Source organism: Streptomyces sp. NBC_01788 (assembly GCF_035917575.1).
GTDB lineage: Bacteria > Actinomycetota > Actinomycetes > Streptomycetales > Streptomycetaceae > Streptomyces.
In genome coordinates, this window is record NZ_CP109090.1 from 7,562,064 (window position 1) to 7,578,565 (window position 16,502).

Sequence of the window (16,502 nt, forward strand, 5' to 3'; positions counted from 1 at the left end):
CCCCGTCGCCCTCGTAAAGGACTTCATCATGCGCAAGTCGACGATCCGCCGCACCTGCGCGGCCCTCGCCGCCGCGACCTCCCTCGCCCTGGCCGCCACCGCCTGCGGCGGCACCACCAAGAACGACGTGGGCAAGGACAGCGGCGCCGCCGCATCCTCGGCCGGCCAGGCCGACCCGGACGCCCCGACCAAGAAGGGTCTGACCGTCGGCTTCCTGCCCAAGCAGGTCAACAACCCCTACTTCACCTCCGCCGACAACGGCGGCAAAAAGGCCCTGGCGGAACTGGGCGAGAAGTACAAGGAGGTCGGACCGTCCAGCGCCACCGACACCTCCGGCCAGGTCTCCTACGTCAACACCCTCACCCAGCAGCAGGTCGACGCGATGGCCGTGTCCGCGCAGGACCCGGGCGCCCTGTGCACCGCGCTGAAGCAGGCCATGAAGAACGGCATCAAGGTCGTCACCTACGACTCCGACACCAAGCCCGACTGCCGCAACGCCTTCGTCTCCCAGGCGTCCGCCGAGGACCTCGGCCGGACCGAGGTGCAACTGCTCGCGCAGCAGATCGGATTCAAGGGCGAGATCGCGATCCTGTCCGCCGCGCAGACCGCGACGAACCAGAACACCTGGATCGACTACATGAAGCAGGAGCTGAAGGACCCCAAGTACAAGAACGTCGAGCTGGTCAAGGTCGCCTACGGCAACGACGACGCGCAGGCGTCCTTCCAGCAGACCCAGGGCCTGCTCCAGCAGTACCCGAACCTGAAGGGGATCATCTCCCCGACCACCGTCGGCATCAAGGCCGCCGCCCAGTACCTGTCCGGCTCCAAGTACAAGGGCAAGGTCAAGCTGACCGGCCTCGGCACCCCCAACGACATGCGCACGTACGTCAAGAACGGCACCGTCGAGGCCTTCGAGCTGTGGGACCCGGCCAAGCTCGGCGAGCTGGCCGCGTACACCGCGGTCGCCCTCGCCTCCGGGCAGATCACCGGCAAGGAGGGCGAGACCTTCAACGCCGGCGCCACGGGCTCGTACACCATCGGCAAGGACGGCCTGATCAACCTCGGCAAGCCGACCGTCTTCGACGGCAGGAACATCGACCAGTTCCACTTCTAGTGCCCGGGCACCAGTCACCGAGCGCGCCTCGTCCCCCCCCGCCCGTGACCCGCGCAGATGTGCGGTGCCGTGACGGTAATGTGAAGGCCCGCCGCCGCCCGTCGCATTCCTGGAGGTTTCCGCTCGATGGCCCCATCGGTGGGTATCAAGGACGTCGCACGCGCCGCCGGTGTCTCCGTTGGCACGGTCTCGAACGTCATCAACCGTCCGGAGACCGTCGCCACCGAGACCCGGGCCCGCGTGCAGTCCGCGATCGACCGGCTCGGCTACGTCCGCAGCGAGTCCGCGCGCCAACTGCGGGCCGGCCGCAGCCGGATCATGGGACTGCTCGTCCTCGACATGGGCAACCCCTTCTTCGTGGACGTCGCCCGGGGCGCCGAGCGGGCAGCCCGGGCGGCCGGGCTCGGCGTGATGGTCTGCAACAGTGCGCAGAGCCCCGGCGAGGAGGCCGAGTACCTGTCCCTCTTCGCCGAACAGCGGGTGCGCGGCGTCCTGCTCACCCCCGCCGACACCACCGGCCGCAACATCGCCGCCCTCCGCCGCCACGGCATCCCCTTCGTCCTGGTCGACCGGGTCGCCGAGGGCGCCACCGAGTGCTCGGTCTCCGTGGACGACGTGGCGGGCGGCGCGCTCGCGGTACGGCACCTGGTGGACGCGGGGCACCGCTCCCTCGCCTACGTGAGCGGGCCGCCCGGTCTGAACCAGGTGCGCGACCGCCGTACCGGCGCCCTGAACGCGCTCGCCGAGGCGGGCCTCGGACCCGACGCGCTGCGCGAACTGCCCACCGAGCGCCTCGACGTGGCCGCCGGACGGGACGCGGGCGCCCGCCTCCTCGGCCTCGCCGGCCGGCCCACGGCCGTCTTCTGCGCCAACGATCTCCTCGCCCTCGGCGTGCTGCAGTCCATGTACGCGGCCGGGGTCCGGGTCCCCGAGGACCTCGCCATCGTCGGCTACGACGACATCGAGTTCGCCGCCGCCGCGGCCGTGCCGCTCACCTCGGTCCGCCAGCCCGCCGTCACCATGGGCGCCCTGGCGGCGGAGCTGCTGCTGGAGGAGACCGGGCAGCCGGCGGCGCACGAGCACCGGCGGGTGGTGCTCCAGCCGGAACTGGTGGTACGCAGCTCCAGTCTGCCCGGGCGCCCACCGGCCGCCCAGTGACGCGTCCACCGCGCGCTCCGCACGAATTCCCGGTCCCCGCGGTCGGGCGGCGGAGGAACATGTGCTGAACTGGGACGCGGCCGTAAACCCTCCGTCCCGGGAGAACCCTTGACCGTCAGCTACCGCCACCCCGGCGTCGTCCTCACCGACCGCACCTTCACCGTGCCGCTCGACCACGACGACCCCGCCGGGGAGACGATCGAGCTCCACGCACGTGAGGCCGTCGCGCGGGACAAGGCCGGCCAGGACCTGCCGTGGCTGATCTACCTCCAGGGCGGTCCCGGCTTCGGGGCGAACCGTTTCATCGGACGGCAGGCCTGGTTCGGCCGGGCCCTGGAGGACTACCGGGTCCTGCTCCTCGACCAGCGCGGCACCGGCCACTCCACGCCCGCCAACCGCCAGACGCTGCCCCTGCGCGGCGACGTGGCCGCACAGGCCGACTACCTCACGCACTTCCGCGCCGACTCGATCGTCCGCGACTGCGAGGCGATCCGCCCCGAGGTGACCGGCGGCGCTCCCTGGACCGTCCTCGGGCAGAGCTTCGGCGGCTTCTGCACCGTGAACTACCTGTCCACGCACCCCGAGGGCATGGCCGCCGCCCTGATCACCGGCGGCCTGCCCTCGCTCGACGCCCACGCCGACGACGTCTACAGGGCCGCCTACCCGCGCATCGAGCGCAAGGTCGCCGCCCACTACGCCCGCTACCCGCACGACGTCGACCGCGCCCGCCGCATCGCCGACCACCTGCTCACCCACGACGTGGTGCTCCCGAACGGCTACCGGCTGACCGTCGAGGCCTTCCAGTCGCTCGGCATCATGCTCGGCGGCGGCGACGGCAGCCACCGACTCCACTTCCTCCTCGAGCACGCCTTCGTCCGCACCCCGGGCGGGCCGGAACTGTCCGACGCCTTCCAGGAGGAGGTCCAGGGCCTGCTGTCGTACGCGGGCCACCCGCTGTACGCCCTCGTCCACGAGGCCATCTACGGCCAGGACGCCCGCCCCACCGCATGGTCGGCCGATCGGGTCCGCGCGGAGTTCCCGCAGTTCGACGCCGCCAAGGCCCTCGCCGGCGACGGGCCGGTGCTGTTCACCGGCGAGACCGTGCACCCCTGGATGTTCGACTGCGACCCGGCGCTGCGCCCGCTGCGCGAGACCGCCGAACTGCTCGCCGCCCGCACCGATTGGCGGCCCCTGTACGACCCCGCCCGCCTCGCCGCCAACGAGGTCCCGGTCGCCGCGGCCGTCTACCACGACGACATGTACGTCGACACGGCCCACGCCCTCGCCACCGCCCGCGCGATCGGTGGCCTGCGCACCTGGGTCACCGACGAGTTCGAGCACGACGGCGTCCGGGCGGGCGGCCCCCGCGTCCTGGACCGGCTGCTCGGGCTCGTACACGGCGACCTCTGACGCCGGCGGCATCGGCCGGCCCCGGCCCGTCGCCTGCCGCGGCACTAGGATGCCTGGAAGGTGCGGGGGAACAGGGTGGGGAAGAGATGTCCGGCACGGGTGACGAGGAAGTCCTGGCACGGAGCTTCGAGGAGCACCGCCCGCAACTGCGGGCGGTGGCCTACCGCATGCTCGGCTCGGTACCCGAGGCCGAGGACGCCGTCCAGGAGGCCTGGCTGAGGCTCACCCGCACGGACACCGGTGCCATCCGCAACCTCGGCGCCTGGCTCACCACCGCGACGGGCCGGGTCTGCCTCGACCTGCTGCGCTCGCGGAAAGCCCGCCGCGAGGAGCCGATCGACGACACCTTCGTCCCGGACCCGGTGATCCGGCCCCTGACCTCGGCCGACCCGGAGCAGGAGGCGGTCCGGGCCGACTCGGTGGGACTCGCCCTGCTCGTCGTCCTGGAGACTCTTCAGCCCGACGAGCGGCTGGCGTTCGTGCTCCACGACCTGTTCGCGGTGCCCTTCGACGACATCGCGCCGGTCGTGGAGCGCAGCGCCGCCGCCACCCGGCAGCTCGCCAGCCGCGCCCGCCGCCGGGTGCAGGGCGCCACTCCGTCCGCCGAGGCGGACCTGGCCCGGCAGAAGCAGGTGCTCGACGCCTTCCTCGCGGCCTCGCGCGGCGGCGACTTCGAGGCGCTCGTGGCCGTACTCCATCCGGACGTGGTGCTGCGGGTCGACGCCGGCGCGCTCGTCCGGGGCGCGGCCGCCTCCAAGGTGGTCCGCGGTGCGACGACGGTGGCCGCGCAGGCCCTCACCTTCGCGCAGTACGCGGGGACGGCCCGACTGGTGCTGGTCAACGGCTCGGTCGGGGTGGCCAACGCCCCCGAGGGCGGGCCGCGTTCGGTCATGGGCGTCGTTGTCGCCGACGGCCGGATCACCCACCTCTACATCCTGGCCGACCCCGAACGGCTCGGGCACCTGGACCTGACCGCCGACCGGGCGGGCTGAACGGCCCCGGTCCGAGATCCGGTTGCCCGGCGGGCGACGACCCCTCTTGGCCTTGGCCTCCTTGCCGACCGCGCTCAGCAGGATCACCAGAGTCAAGGCGGGCACCACTGTCCATGCCGGCGCCGCCGGATAGCCGTGATGCCGGGCGACGGCCTCCTGGAGCGGCAGGTTGAGAGCGACGATCAGGTTCCCGAGCTGGTAGGTCACGCCCGGGTAGAAGCCGCCGCACCCGCCGGCACTAGGAGCCCCCCGACCTCGCCCGGCTTGACCTTGCCCTCGAGGGCAAGGTTTAGCGTTCTTCGAGGTGAGAGGCATGCGGATCAGTGAGCTGGCTCGTCGGGCGGGCGTGACGACGAAAGCGGTGCGCTACTACGAATCGCTGGGTTTGCTCACGCCCGGACGGCTGGCCAATGGCTACCGGGACTACGACGAGCACGACGTACGACTCACGCGGGAGATCAGAGCGCTGGGCAGTCTCGGAATTCCTGTTGAACGTACCCGCCCGTTCCTGGAGTGCCTCACGGCCGGCCATCGACACGGCGACGACTGTCCGGCTTCGCTGGCCGGTTACCGGGACGCGATCGCCGAGCTCACCCAGCGGATCGAGGGACTCACGGCCCGTCGGGCGGTACTGGTCGCACACCTGCGGCAGGCCGCCCACCGCGGCAGCCGCGTCTCACCGGCCAACGGAGAAGAGGACCTGATGACCGACTACACGAGCTTGCCCGCCGGCCTGCCCGTACCCGAGGACGACGGCGCAGCCGCACATCTGCTCGGCACTGAGGTGCCGCACCTGGAACTCCAGAGCACCGGCGGCACGGCCGTCCGCCTCGACGCGCTCGGCGCGGGCCGCACGGTGATCTACATCTACCCGCTCACCGGACGCCCGGGCGTCGACCTGCCCGACGGCTGGGACTCGATCCCCGGTGCACGCGGCTGCACCCCCGAGGCATGCGGCTTCCGCGATCACTACCAAGGTCTCCTCGCCGTCGGCGCGGACGGGGTGTTCGGCCTTTCCAGCCAGGAGGCCGACTATCAGAGTGAGGTCGTCGAGCGGCTCAACCTGCCGTTCCAGATGCTCTCCGACCCCGCACGGAGCCTGGCACGGGAACTCGGCCTGCCCACATTCGAGACCAGTGGGCTGACGCTCTACAAGCGGCTGACTCTGATCATCCGCGACGGCGTGGTCGAGCACGTCTTCTATCCGGTCTTCCCCCCGAACGAACACGCCGACCAGGTACTGACCTGGCTCCGCGACAACTCCCTGTAGAAGTCGGCGATCGCATCCGGGAACGGCGGAAAAGGTGGTGTGCCGGCTCAGTCCTCCTCGTAGGCTGAACATCATGCAAGATCAGAAAGGCACCCGGCACGACCGCGGCGGACTGCGCGGCGACTGCGCGCGCTGCTTCGGGCTCTGCTGTGTCGCCCTGCCCTTCGCCGCCTCCGCGGACTTCGCCCTGGACAAGCCCGCGGGGAAGCCGTGCCCGAACCTCCGGGACGACCACCGGTGCGGTATCCACACACGGCTCCGGCAGCAGGGCTTCACCGGGTGCACGGTCTACGACTGCTTCGGCGCGGGACAGAAGGTCTCGCAGGTCGTCTTCGGCGGACAGGACTGGCGGACGGGCTCCGGGGAGGACGCCCGCCTGATGTTCGAGGTCTTCCCGGTGGTGCGGCAGCTTCACGAGCTGCTGTGGTACGTGACCGAGGCGCTCGACCTGAGCGTCGCCCGCCCGGTGCACGGCGAGCTGCGCCGGGCGCTGGAGCGGACCGAACAGCTCACCCTTCTGCCGCCCGGCGAACTCGTCGCGCTGGACGTCGGCGCGCACCGCCAGGAGGTCAACGTCCTGCTGCTGCGCACCAGTGAGCTGGTGCGCGCCGGGGCGCGGCGCGGGAAGGGGAAGCCGAAGGACCGGCGGGGAGCCGACCTGGTCGGGGCCCGGCTGAAGGGCGCGGACCTGCGCGGAGCCAGTCTGCGCGGCGCCTGCCTGATAGCCGCCGACCTCACCGGTGCCGATCTGCGGGACGCGGATCTGATAGGCGCCGACCTGCGGAACACGAATCTGACGGACGCCGATCTGACCGGCGCGTTCTTTCTGACCCAGCCGCAGCTCGAAGCGGCCCGGGGCAGCGCCGCCACCCGGCTGCCCGGATCGCTCTCCCGCCCCGCTCACTGGACGGCGGAGAGCTGACTCGACGCCGCCTCCTGGTCGCGGCCCGCCCGGTCGACACGCCCGGCCTGGTTGGCACACTCCCCGATCTTCGATAGGTTAGGCAAGCCTTGCCTAAGAAGGAGGTTGAGGGATGGACGAAAGCCAGACCTGGACGGCGGAGCCCGGAGCGGCACAGCGGGCGCGGTCCGTGCTCGCCGCCGCCTGGTCCTGCGCGGTGACCGCGGAGGGTGGACGGGAGGAGTACGTCGGCGCCCACACCGTGAGCGAGGACGGCCGCGTCCTGCTGCACGTGCCCGGGGACAGCGCCCTGCGCGCCGCCGCCCTTCTCGCGCCGCGCGGCGAGCCGTCCGCCGTCCTGGAGTTCGCCGACGTCGCGCCCGTCCCCGTGCGCAACCGGATCCGTGCCCGGCTCTGGCTCGCCGGCCGGCTCGTCCCCGAGGCGGAGCACCTGGTGTTCCACCCCACGCGCGTCGTGCTGCGGCAGCCGCCCGGCGCGGTCGTCGTCGGCGCCGAGGAGTTCACCGCCGCCGCGCCCGACCCGCTCGCCCTGGCGGAGGCGGGCCGGCTCACCCACCTCGCCGACGCCCATCCCGAGGCGGTGGAGCGGCTGACCAGGCTGGTCGGACCCGACAGCCTGCAGGGCGCGGTGCGCGTCCAGCCGCTCGCCGTCGATCGGCACGGACTGACCCTGCGCATCGAGCGCGCCCGCACCCACGGCGACGTACGCCTGCCGTTCCACGCGCCCGCCGACGACCTCAACGCGCTCACCGAACGCATGCACGTCCTGCTGCTCCAGGCGGGCGCCGCCTCCTGCCCGCGCGCCCTACAGCGGCAGCGCGCAGACGGCGACCGGTGAGGGGAACGGCGTACCCGCCAGACGCAGCGAGCCGTTCGCACGGTCGACGTGGAAGACGCTGACCGTGTTCGACTTCTGGTTCGCGGCGAACAGCAGCGCGCCGTTCGGAGAGAACGCGATCTGACGCGGGAAGTCGCCCGCGACCGGAGTCGTGCCCAGCAGCTTCAGCCGGGCCCCGTCCGCGGCGACGGCGTAGCGCGCGAGGGTGTTGTGGCCCCGGTTGGCCAGGTAGGCGAACTTGCCGTCGGCCGTGACCAGGACCTGCGACGGGTAGTTCCTGCCCGTGCCCCCGCCCGTGGACTGTGTCGCGCCGACGGTCAGCCGGCCCGTGGGCCGGTCGTACGCGCACACCGCGAGGGTGTTGTCGACCTCGTTGGCGAGGTAGGCGTACCGGCCGCCCGGGTGGAAGGTCAGCTGACGCGGTCCGGCGCCCGGCCGGGTGTGCGCCTGGGAGACCTCGGTGAGGCGGCCCGTGCGGGTGTTCAGGCGGTACGTGTAGACGGTGTCGGTGCCGAGGTCCACGGCGAGGACATGGCCGCCGTCGGGACTGGTGATGACCTGGTGGGCGTGCGGCCCCTGCTGTCCGGGGCCGGGCCTGGGGCTGGTGTGGGTGACCAGGTCGGCGCGCTCGCCGAGGGCGCCCGAGGCGGATATCGGGTGCACGGCCACGCTGCCGGAGCCGTAGTTGGCGCTGAGCAGCCAGCGCCCGCTCGGGTGCACGGACAGATGGCAGGGCCCCGAACCGCCGGTGCTCCGGGTGCCGAGGACCCTGCGGTCGGCGAGCCGCACCGCGGTCACGCCACCGTCCTGCCGCTCGTCGACCGCGTACAGCGTGCGGCCGTCGGGGTGCACGGCGAGGTACGACGGGTCGGCGACCCCGGTGATGGCGCCCCGGCCGCCGACGGCGCCCGACACCGGGTCGTACACCGCCAGGCCTATGCCCTTGCCGCCGCCCGGCACGGACGTGTAGGTGCCCAGGTACAGGGGCCGGCGACCGGGCGGCCTCGCCGCCGGCTGTCGAGCGCTCTCGGCGGCCTCCGGCGCGCTCACGGGCGTGGAGCCGGACCGGGGTTTCGCGGGCGCCGGGACCGCCAGCACGGCGGCGGCTCCCGTCAGCGCCCCGACGAACTGCCGCCTGCTCCAGCCTGCCCCGGCCTTCCGGCGCCGCCCGAGCGGGGGAGACCCCCGTCGCGACGCCCTCGCACCACTGTCCATGCCCGCACCTCAAGGTCGTCGGCCTGTCCGGTCGTGAACTGCCACCTTGACGCGCACCACCGCTCCCACGCAAACGCGGCGCCCCGCCGCCGAACACCCGAGGCCTGGTGGCGACACCGCCGTCGCCACCAGAGCGGCGCCCCTACTCCGGCCCCCGGCCGGGCCGGCGAACGGCACCAGCCGACCGCCGCACGCGCCTGGTCCGCCGGCCCCTGGGCCCGGTCGCGGCCGGGCAACGACGGCTTCTCGCGACCACCGCCGCGCCCAGGCCGTCCCTGACCGCGCCCAGGCCGTCCCCGACCGGGCCCGGAACCGGCCCCTCGGGTCGTGGGAGGCGCCCCCCGACGTGCTGCGGCCGGAACCCGGTGCTCCGCGCAGGGGCCACGACGGTCGGCCGGGTCCGGGTGCACGCGTGGCGGCTCGCGGATCGCCTGCGCCGATGCGTCCCGGATGAGTACGGCGGCAGCCCGGTGCTCCGTGCAGGGCTGCTGCGGTCAGCTGGGTCCGGGTGGACGCGGGGACCCAGCCGCACCGACGCGTGGCGGTTCACGGCCCGCCCGCGCCGCCATGGGCGGCGTGCCCGGGCCGGCTTCCGGCCGGGCCGGCGAACGGGGTTGGGCGACTGCCGTGCGTGCCGGGGTCGGCCGCACCGAGGCGCGGGGGCGACCGCCGGCCGCACTGACGCGTGGCGGTTCGCGGCCCGCTCGTGCCGGCGAACGGGGTTGGGCGACCGCCGTGTGCGCCGGGGCCGGCCGCACCGACGCGCGGCGGCTCGCGGACCGCCCGTGCCAGCACCACCGTGGGCGGCGTAGCCGGGCCGGTCGCACCGCCGTGCGTGCCGGGGCCGGCCGCACCCACGCGTGGCGGCTTGCGGCCTCGTCGGCGCGTTCCGGATCCGTTCGGTGGCAGACCGGTGTGCCTACCAGTCCCCGTCCTCCACCGGCTTGCCCGGCGCGCCCTTCAGGGGGTGCACCTGGTGCGGTGACGGCTCCTGCCACGGCTCGTGGTCGTCGCCGAGCCAGTCGCCGGCCGGGCGCACCGCCGACAGCGCGTCGGTGGGGGAGAGGTCCTCGGCGTCCTGGTCGTAGTAGTCGAACCAGGGCAGCCCGGCGCTCGTGTACGCGGCGCGGTCCACGGGCGACGGCGGGGGAGCCTCGCCGGTGATACGGCGCCACTGCGGAGGCGTCACCAGGTGCACGAACACCCGCCCCGCGGGCCGCGCGGACCAGGCGCCCGGCGGCCGGTCGTCCCGGTACACCTCCTGGCGCATGGAGCCGCCGACACCGAGCCCCATGGCGGGCGCGGCCCGGCGGGGCGCGGCAGGCGCGGCGCCGGGCGCGGGCGCGGCAGGCGCGGGCGCCGCCGCAGCTGCCGCCATGGGGGCGCCGCCGCAGATCATGGTCGACCGGTCCGCCTCCCGCCGCTGCCGCTCCTCCTCGCGCCACCGGGCCAGTTCGGCGTCGTTCAGCGGGAACGTCTGCAACTGGACGCCGCCCCACACCTCCTCGCCCGTGACCTGGCCCTCGACGCTCGCCCCCAGGCCCAGCGGCACGGCGACGAACTGGCGCACGGTGCCCTTGCCGGAGTTGATGCCGTCCAGCCAGGGCTGGCGGGGCAGCACCAGGTAGTTCTGCGGGTCGCGGGACAGCCGGTCGCTCCACGGCCGGCCCGACACCGCGCACACCTTGCCCACGCCGACCTGAAGGGCGGCCGGCTCGGTCGTGCCCGCGAAGCTCAGCCACATCGCCTCGCGCAGATACACCGGCAGCATCACGCCGCCGCGCGACCGCCACTGCTCGGGCACCGAGTCCGCGTAGTCGGCCACCCGCCGGACCGGGAACTCGCCCAGCCCCGGCGGCAGCGGATGCGTACCTTTCTCCGGCAGCCGCAGAGTGCGGATGAACCGCACCGCCACACCGCCCGGCAACCACAGCGTGTTCCCGTCGATCCGCACCGTCGATCCGGTCATGCCTGCTCCCCTCCCTCACAGGACCGCGCCGTCCTGCGACCGCGCCCCTGACGCACAGAACGCTCCGCGACGCCCGCGCGGTTCCGCCGCTGCCGGACCGGGGCGCCCAGCCGGTCCCCGAGCCGGGTCAGCCGCGGGGCGCGCTCGCGCTGGGCGCGGGTGTAACGGTCCAGCTCCTCCAGGAGCCGGCGGGAACGGTGCTCGGTGTCCATCTCGTCGATGATCCGGTCCACCTCGGTGATCACCGCGCCGTACAGCTGCCACTGGCTCGCGTCCCGCTGCACCTCCTCCAGCAGCAGCCGCGCCACCTTGTCGCGGGCGGCGGAGGTCTGCCGAAGCTGTGCGGCCAGCCGGGACTCGGCCTCCTCCGCGCTCACGCTGACGTCCGTGGTGACCAGCACCGCGAAGCTGACCACCGCGTCGGAGATCTCGCACAGCAGCTCCTGCACCAGGGCACCGGTCTGCGGCGAGAACATCGGCTCGGGGGCCCGCTGCTTCGCCAGGTCGGTGAAGGTGCGTGCCAGCACGCGCAGCACGACCGTGCAGATCTCCAGCGTGTCAAGTCCGGTGCGCAGCACCACCCGGTGCAGCAGGCCCTCGCGCACCCGCGGATTGAGCCGCAGGCTGTCCTCGGCCTGCCTGAGGGCGGCGTCCACCTCGGAGATGTCGTGGTCCAGACGGCGGGCCTCGTGCAGCTGCTCCGCGGCGCGCTCCACGGGCGGATGCCCGGCCGCCTCCTCGGCCATCCGCAGCATCAGCTGCCGCACGCGGCGGGCCAGGCCCTCGATCGACGCTCCGGCCTGTTCGGTCCACACCGGGGGAGCGAGCAGCAGATTGCAGCCGAGGCCGACCACCGCCCCGATCAGCGTCTCCTCGACCCGCGCCGAGGCGGTACTGCCCACGGCGGTGACGCCGAGGACCAGCATCGCGCTGATCGCCACCTCGGGCACGAACTCGTCCACCCGCACCAGGTGCCCGACCGCCAGCGCCGCCAGGATCACCAGGGCGAGGCTCCACCAGGTCAGCCCCACCAGCAAGGAGAAGGCGATGGCCACGAGCACCCCGGCCACCACCGAGTTCACCCGGCGGATCCCGGTGGTCAGCGTGGAGTAGAGGGTCACCTGGACGACGAGCAGAGCCGTCAGCGGCGCCGTCAACGGCGCGGGCTCCGGACTCAGCCGCAACGCGATCACATACGCGATCGTCGCGGCGGTCGTGGAGCGCAGCGCCTGTACGACCACGGGGTCCCGGTGCCGCTTCACCACCCGAGCCAGGGACGGGGTCCAGTCACGTACCTTCCGCATCCCTTGCGCAGTTCCCCGATCGCGCGGGGCCGAACGTGACCGGGCGGTGCGGTCAGACGTACAGCTTGTCGAGGAAGGCCGCCAGGTTGGCCGTGGTGCGGGCGATCTGCTGCTCCAGCGTGAGGCTCTCCTCGAAGCGCGCGCCGGAGTCCGGGACCTTCTTTCCGCGCACATAGAGCGAGCAGGCGAGGTCGGTGCACATGTACACGCCGACCGAGTTGCCCTCGCGGCCCGCCGCTCCGGCCTTGCGGGCGGTCATCAACGAGACCCCGCCCCCGCGGTGCGTGGTCAGGCACAGCGAGCACATGCTGCGGTGCAGGAACCCGCGCTGCGAGGCGGGGAAGCGCAGGGTCACGCCCATGAGCCGGCCCTCCCGCTCGGTGACCAGATAGCTGCGGTCGGGCGCTCCCGGATCGCGCCAGCCCAGGAAGTCCAGGTCGTCCCAGGGGCGATCACCGAGGTCCCTGGGGACGGACAGGCGCTTGGCCTCGCCCTTGGAGCAGTTCACGAACGAGTCGCGCACGTCCTGCTCGGTCAGTGATCTCATGGGGGCCTCCGGAAATGACAGCACAAGTTGCCTAAGGGGATTAGTTTTGCGGCTAGGGTAAGCAGGAACCGAAAGGGGGGTCCAATGGATTTCGGTGACCCGGACGCGCGGCCTGCGCGGTCCTGGGAGCGGGCCCGGCGCGCGCTGCGGGCCGCGGGCGTCCCGCCGGACCGGCTCGCCCGGCTCCGCGCGCTGGGCGGCGGCACGTACAACAGCGTGGAGGAGCTGTGCCTGGCCGACGGCGCCCGGTACGTGCTGAAGATCCCGCCCGCCTCCACCGCGCCCGGCCTGCGCTACGAGAGGGACCTCCTCGTCGGCGAGGCCGAGTTCTGCCGCGGGGCCGCGCGGGCCGGAGTGCCCGCGCCGCGCGTGGTCGCGGAGGGCGAGGACGCGGGCCGGCGCCACCTGCTGATGACCGCCTGCCCCGGCGAGCCCTGGGACGCGTCGGTGACGGACGCCGAAGCGGCCGGCCTGCGCGCCCGCCTCGGCGGCCAGGTGGCCCGGCTCCACCGGGTGACCGGCCCCGGCTTCGGCTACCCCTCCGGCGCGCTCGGCCCGCTCGCCCCCGACTGGCGCACCGCCTTCACCGCCATGTACGCCGCCGTCCTCGACGACGCCCGCCACCACGGCGCCCCGCTGCCCCGGCCCGCCGACGAGATCGCCCGCACGGCCGAGGCCGCGTACGGCGCCCTGGACGAGATCGCCGTGCCACGCCTGGTCCACTTCGACCTGTGGCCGGGCAACATCCTGCTCGACCGCTCGGAGGCAGGCGTCCGCATCGGGGGCCTGATCGACGGCGAGCGCATGTTCTGGGGCGATCCGGCGGCCGACTTCGTCTCGCTCGCCCTGCTCGGGGACATCCGCGAGGACGAGGCGTTCCTCGCCGGCTACCACGCGGCCGGCGGCCGGGCCGAGTTCGGCCGCACCGCCCGCATGCGGCTCGCGCTGTACCGCAGCTACCTCTACCTGATCATGCTCACCGAGACGATTCCGCGCGCCCTGGGGCCGGATCACGAACACTGGGTGCGCGACCATGTCGCCCCCCAACTGTCCGCCGCCGTCGAGGAGATCGGCCGACTTGCCGTCACCTCTTAATTTATTGCGTGGACTAAGGACCGCCAGAAGTCGCGCCCGGACGGCCCGCGGCGGTATGTTGCAGCTCGGGCACGGTTCGGGAGGGAGCCACATGGCGGGGCGGAACGGGCGCACGGTGCGCGATCTCAGAAGGGGCAACCGTTCGGCCGTACTGCAACGGCTCTACTTCGACGGCCCACTCAGCCGCTTCGAGCTCGGCCCCGCGACCGGCCTCAGCTCCGGCTCGGTCAGCAACGTCGTCGCCGACCTGGTCGCCGACGGCCTCGTCGAGGAGGCCGGCAGCGTCGACTCCGACGGCGGCCGCCCGCGCACCCTGCTGCGCGTCGCGCCGGGCAGCGGCCACATGATCGGCGTGGACGTCGGCGAGACCCGGGTCCGCGTCGAGCTGTTCGACCTCACCCTCACCGAACTGGCGCGCACCGAAAGGCCCCTGGAGGCCCAGGGCTACGACGTCGAGGTGATCACCGGGCACATCCGGGACGGGATCGCCGAGGTCCTGGCCGTGGCCGACCTGCCCCCGGAGCGCCTCCTCGGGGTCGGCATCGGCGTCCCCGGCATCGTCGAACCCACTCCCGACCGCGGTGCCGTCGTGCACGGGCAGACCATCGGCTGGGACGCGGTACCCCTGGAGTCCCTGCTGCGCACCGGGTCCCGGCTGCCGGACGGCGTGCCGTACTTCATCGACAACGGCGCCAAGACGCTGGGCCAGGCGGAGATGTGGTTCGGCGCCGGACGCGGCGCCCGCAACGCGGTCGTGGTGCTCTTCGGCTCCGGCGTCGGCGCCTGCCTGGTCACCCCTGAGGTGGAACGCGGCCGGGCCGTGGAGTGGGGACATCTGACGGTACGGGTACGAGGACGCCGCTGTCGCTGCGGCGCCCTGGGCTGCCTGGAGGCGTACGCCGGTGCGGAGTCCCTGCTCGCCCGCTGGCGCGAGGAGGGCGGCCGGCCGCCGCGGGGCACCGACGAGGAGACCGCGCTCACCGCCCTGCTGGCCGCCGCCCACCCGCCCGAGGGCACCGCCGCCGACCCCGTGGCGGTCGCGGTGCTGGAGGAGACCGCCGAATACCTGGGCGCCGGCCTGTCCGACCTGATCAACCTGTTCCAGCCCGAGCGCATCCTCATCGGCGGCTGGGCCGGCCTTCAGCTCGGCCCCCGCTTCCTGCCCGCCGTACGCCGCCACGCGACCGCCTACGCCCTGCGGCACCCCGCCGAGCGGGTGACCATCGACCTGGGCAGACTGGGCCCGGACGCGGTCACCGTCGGCGCCGCGATCCTGCCCCTCGCCGACTTCTTCACCCGCGGTGGCCGCCGCGCCGAACCGGCCCCCGAGGAGCCGGTCCCCGCCTGGCGGACGGCCCTGGAAGAACGCAGGTCGTAGGGGCTGTCGCCGGGGCGCGGGGCGATGGATCATGGGGACGCATCCCTCACCAGGAGTGTGCGAAGGAGTGTTCCGTGACGTATGACATCGCCGGTGTCCGCGCGCAGTTTCCGGCCCTGAAGGCCGGGTGGGCCCATTTCGACGGTCCGGGCGGCAGCCAGACGCCGCAGCCGGTCATCGACGCCGTCGCCGAGGCGCTGGCCGGTCCGCTGTCCAACCGCGGGTCGACGACCCTGGGCGAGCGCAACGCCGAGGACTGCGTCGCCGCCGCCCGGCAGGCCATGGCGGACCTGCTGGCCGCCGAGCCGTCCGGGGTCGTCTTCGGGCGCAGCGCCACCCAGTTGACGTACGACTTCTCGCGCGCCCTGGCCAGGACGTGGGCGCCGGGCGACGAGGTCGTCGTCACCCGGCTCGACCACGACGCCAACATCCGGCCCTGGGTCCAGGCCGCCGAGGCCGTGGGAGCCGTCGTGCGCTGGGCCGACTTCGATCCGGCGACCGGCGAACTGACCGCCGGGCACATCGCCGACCAGCTCTCCGACCGCACCCGGCTGGTCGCGGTCACCGCCGCCTCCAACCTGATCGGCACCCGCCCGGACCTGCCCGCGATCGCGTCCCTCGTCCACGAGCACGGCGCCCTGTTCTACGTCGACGGCGTGCACTTCACCGCCCATGTCCCGGTCGACCTCGCGGCCCTGGGCGCGGACTTCTTCGCCTGCTCCCCGTACAAGTTCCTCGGCCCGCACCTCGGCGTCGTGGCGAGCCGCCCCGACCTGCTGGAGACCCTGCGCCCGGACAAGCTGCTGCCCTCGTCCGACGCGGTCCCCGAGCGCTTCGAACTCGGCACCCTGCCCTACGAACTGCTGGCCGGCACCCGGGCCGCCGTGGACTTCCTCGCCGGGATGGATTCGTCGGCGCGCGGCACCCGGCGGGAGCGGCTCCTCGCCTCCTTCGGCTCGCTCGAACGGCACGAGGACGTCCTGCGCCGCCGGATCGAGGAGGGGTTGTCCCGCCTCCCGGGGATCACCGTGCACTCGCGCGCGGCCGAGCGCACCCCGACCCTGCTGCTGACCGTCGAGGGCCGCAGCACCGTCGACGCCTACCGTCACCTGGCCGGACGCTCCGTCGCGGTGCCCTCGGGCGCGTTCTACGCCCTGGAGGCCTCCCGTCGGCTCGGTCTGGGCGACACCGGCGGCCTCAGGATCGGGCTGGCCCCGTACAACGACGAGGAGGACGTGGACCGCCTCCTGGAGGCGCTCGCGGACTTCCTGCGCACGGCGCCGTAGGCCG

At 73.5% G+C, this 16,502-nt stretch carries 14 protein-coding genes; 10 read left to right on the top strand and 4 right to left on the bottom strand.

Annotation, left to right across the window (positions count from 1 at the left end; genetic code table 11):
* Window positions 1–28: 28 nt before the first annotated feature.
* The 7 genes from rhaS (at window position 29) to OIE49_RS33625 (ending at window position 7,704) form a co-directional block, all read left to right on the top strand.
* On the top strand, window positions 29–1,114 hold the full coding sequence (rhaS, locus tag OIE49_RS33595; protein ID WP_326805581.1) for a rhamnose ABC transporter substrate-binding protein: 1,086 nt from the start codon (window positions 29–31) through the stop codon (window positions 1,112–1,114).
* 126 nt (window positions 1,115–1,240) lie between these two features.
* Complete coding sequence (locus OIE49_RS33600) at window positions 1,241–2,272, top strand: LacI family DNA-binding transcriptional regulator (protein ID WP_326805582.1); 1,032 nt, start codon at window positions 1,241–1,243, stop codon at window positions 2,270–2,272.
* A 108-nt stretch (window positions 2,273–2,380) separates the two neighbouring features.
* Window positions 2,381–3,682 carry an alpha/beta fold hydrolase gene (locus tag OIE49_RS33605; protein WP_326805583.1) on the top strand — a complete coding sequence of 434 codons (1,302 nt, stop codon included), beginning with the start codon at window positions 2,381–2,383 and terminating at the stop codon, window positions 3,680–3,682.
* Window positions 3,683–3,768: 86 nt separating this feature from the next.
* Entirely contained in the window at window positions 3,769–4,674 is a 906-nt protein-coding gene (sigJ, locus tag OIE49_RS33610; protein ID WP_326805584.1) for an RNA polymerase sigma factor SigJ, read from the top strand.
* Window positions 4,675–4,987: 313 nt separating this feature from the next.
* Window positions 4,988–5,944 carry a redoxin family protein gene (locus tag OIE49_RS33615; RefSeq protein ID WP_326805585.1) on the top strand — a complete coding sequence of 319 codons (957 nt, stop codon included), beginning with the start codon at window positions 4,988–4,990 and terminating at the stop codon, window positions 5,942–5,944.
* Window positions 5,945–6,017: 73 nt separating this feature from the next.
* Window positions 6,018–6,866 (top strand): pentapeptide repeat-containing protein, encoded by an 849-nt coding sequence (locus tag OIE49_RS33620; protein WP_326805586.1) that lies wholly within the window; start codon window positions 6,018–6,020, stop codon window positions 6,864–6,866.
* Between the two features lie 112 nt (window positions 6,867–6,978).
* Window positions 6,979–7,704 carry a DUF2470 domain-containing protein gene (locus tag OIE49_RS33625; protein ID WP_326805587.1) on the top strand — a complete coding sequence of 242 codons (726 nt, stop codon included), beginning with the start codon at window positions 6,979–6,981 and terminating at the stop codon, window positions 7,702–7,704.
* Here the strand turns inward: OIE49_RS33625 and OIE49_RS33630 are convergent.
* The 4 genes from OIE49_RS33630 to OIE49_RS33645 form a co-directional block, all read right to left on the bottom strand.
* Complete coding sequence (locus tag OIE49_RS33630) at window positions 7,672–8,919, bottom strand: lactonase family protein (RefSeq protein ID WP_326805588.1); 1,248 nt, start codon at window positions 8,917–8,919, stop codon at window positions 7,672–7,674. The genes OIE49_RS33625 and OIE49_RS33630 overlap by 33 nt on opposite strands.
* Window positions 8,920–9,838: 919 nt before the next feature.
* On the bottom strand, window positions 9,839–10,888 hold the full coding sequence (locus OIE49_RS33635) for a hypothetical protein (protein WP_326805589.1): 1,050 nt from the start codon (window positions 10,886–10,888) through the stop codon (window positions 9,839–9,841).
* The gene (locus OIE49_RS33640; RefSeq protein ID WP_100571350.1) at window positions 10,885–12,192 is read right to left on the bottom strand and encodes an FUSC family protein; all 1,308 of its coding nucleotides are present in this window, start codon (window positions 12,190–12,192) and stop codon (window positions 10,885–10,887) included. The genes OIE49_RS33635 and OIE49_RS33640 overlap by 4 nt, the downstream gene beginning before the upstream one ends.
* Before the next feature lie 52 nt (window positions 12,193–12,244).
* On the bottom strand, window positions 12,245–12,739 hold the full coding sequence (locus OIE49_RS33645) for an FBP domain-containing protein (RefSeq protein WP_100571351.1): 495 nt from the start codon (window positions 12,737–12,739) through the stop codon (window positions 12,245–12,247).
* Between the two features lie 84 nt (window positions 12,740–12,823).
* Between OIE49_RS33645 and OIE49_RS33650 the strand changes: the two genes are divergently transcribed.
* From OIE49_RS33650 to OIE49_RS33660, 3 genes are all read left to right on the top strand, one after another.
* Entirely contained in the window at window positions 12,824–13,834 is a 1,011-nt protein-coding gene (locus OIE49_RS33650) for a phosphotransferase family protein (RefSeq protein WP_326805590.1), read from the top strand.
* Between the two features lie 91 nt (window positions 13,835–13,925).
* On the top strand, window positions 13,926–15,212 hold the full coding sequence (locus OIE49_RS33655) for an ROK family transcriptional regulator (RefSeq protein WP_326805591.1): 1,287 nt from the start codon (window positions 13,926–13,928) through the stop codon (window positions 15,210–15,212).
* 74 nt (window positions 15,213–15,286) lie between these two features.
* Window positions 15,287–16,498 carry a cysteine desulfurase-like protein gene (locus OIE49_RS33660; protein WP_326805592.1) on the top strand — a complete coding sequence of 404 codons (1,212 nt, stop codon included), beginning with the start codon at window positions 15,287–15,289 and terminating at the stop codon, window positions 16,496–16,498.
* The last annotated feature ends 4 nt before the right edge of the window (window positions 16,499–16,502 follow it).

What these genes read in the sequence shown, in the direction of transcription:
- rhaS (WP_326805581.1), top strand. Translation starts at nt 29, where the DNA reads ATGCGCAAGTCGACGATCCGCCGCACCTGCGCGGCCCTCGCCGCCGCG.
- OIE49_RS33600 (WP_326805582.1), top strand. Translation starts at nt 1,241, where the DNA reads ATGGCCCCATCGGTGGGTATCAAGGACGTCGCACGCGCCGCCGGTGTC.
- sigJ (WP_326805584.1), top strand. Translation starts at nt 3,769, where the DNA reads ATGTCCGGCACGGGTGACGAGGAAGTCCTGGCACGGAGCTTCGAGGAG.
- OIE49_RS33615 (WP_326805585.1), top strand. Translation starts at nt 4,988, where the DNA reads ATGCGGATCAGTGAGCTGGCTCGTCGGGCGGGCGTGACGACGAAAGCG.
- OIE49_RS33620 (WP_326805586.1), top strand. Translation starts at nt 6,018, where the DNA reads ATGCAAGATCAGAAAGGCACCCGGCACGACCGCGGCGGACTGCGCGGC.
- OIE49_RS33625 (WP_326805587.1), top strand. Translation starts at nt 6,979, where the DNA reads ATGGACGAAAGCCAGACCTGGACGGCGGAGCCCGGAGCGGCACAGCGG.
- OIE49_RS33630 (WP_326805588.1), bottom strand. Translation starts at nt 8,919, where the DNA reads ATGGACAGTGGTGCGAGGGCGTCGCGACGGGGGTCTCCCCCGCTCGGG.
- OIE49_RS33635 (WP_326805589.1), bottom strand. Translation starts at nt 10,888, where the DNA reads ATGACCGGATCGACGGTGCGGATCGACGGGAACACGCTGTGGTTGCCG.
- OIE49_RS33640 (WP_100571350.1), bottom strand. Translation starts at nt 12,192, where the DNA reads ATGCGGAAGGTACGTGACTGGACCCCGTCCCTGGCTCGGGTGGTGAAG.
- OIE49_RS33645 (WP_100571351.1), bottom strand. Translation starts at nt 12,739, where the DNA reads ATGAGATCACTGACCGAGCAGGACGTGCGCGACTCGTTCGTGAACTGC.
- OIE49_RS33650 (WP_326805590.1), top strand. Translation starts at nt 12,824, where the DNA reads ATGGATTTCGGTGACCCGGACGCGCGGCCTGCGCGGTCCTGGGAGCGG.
- OIE49_RS33655 (WP_326805591.1), top strand. Translation starts at nt 13,926, where the DNA reads ATGGCGGGGCGGAACGGGCGCACGGTGCGCGATCTCAGAAGGGGCAAC.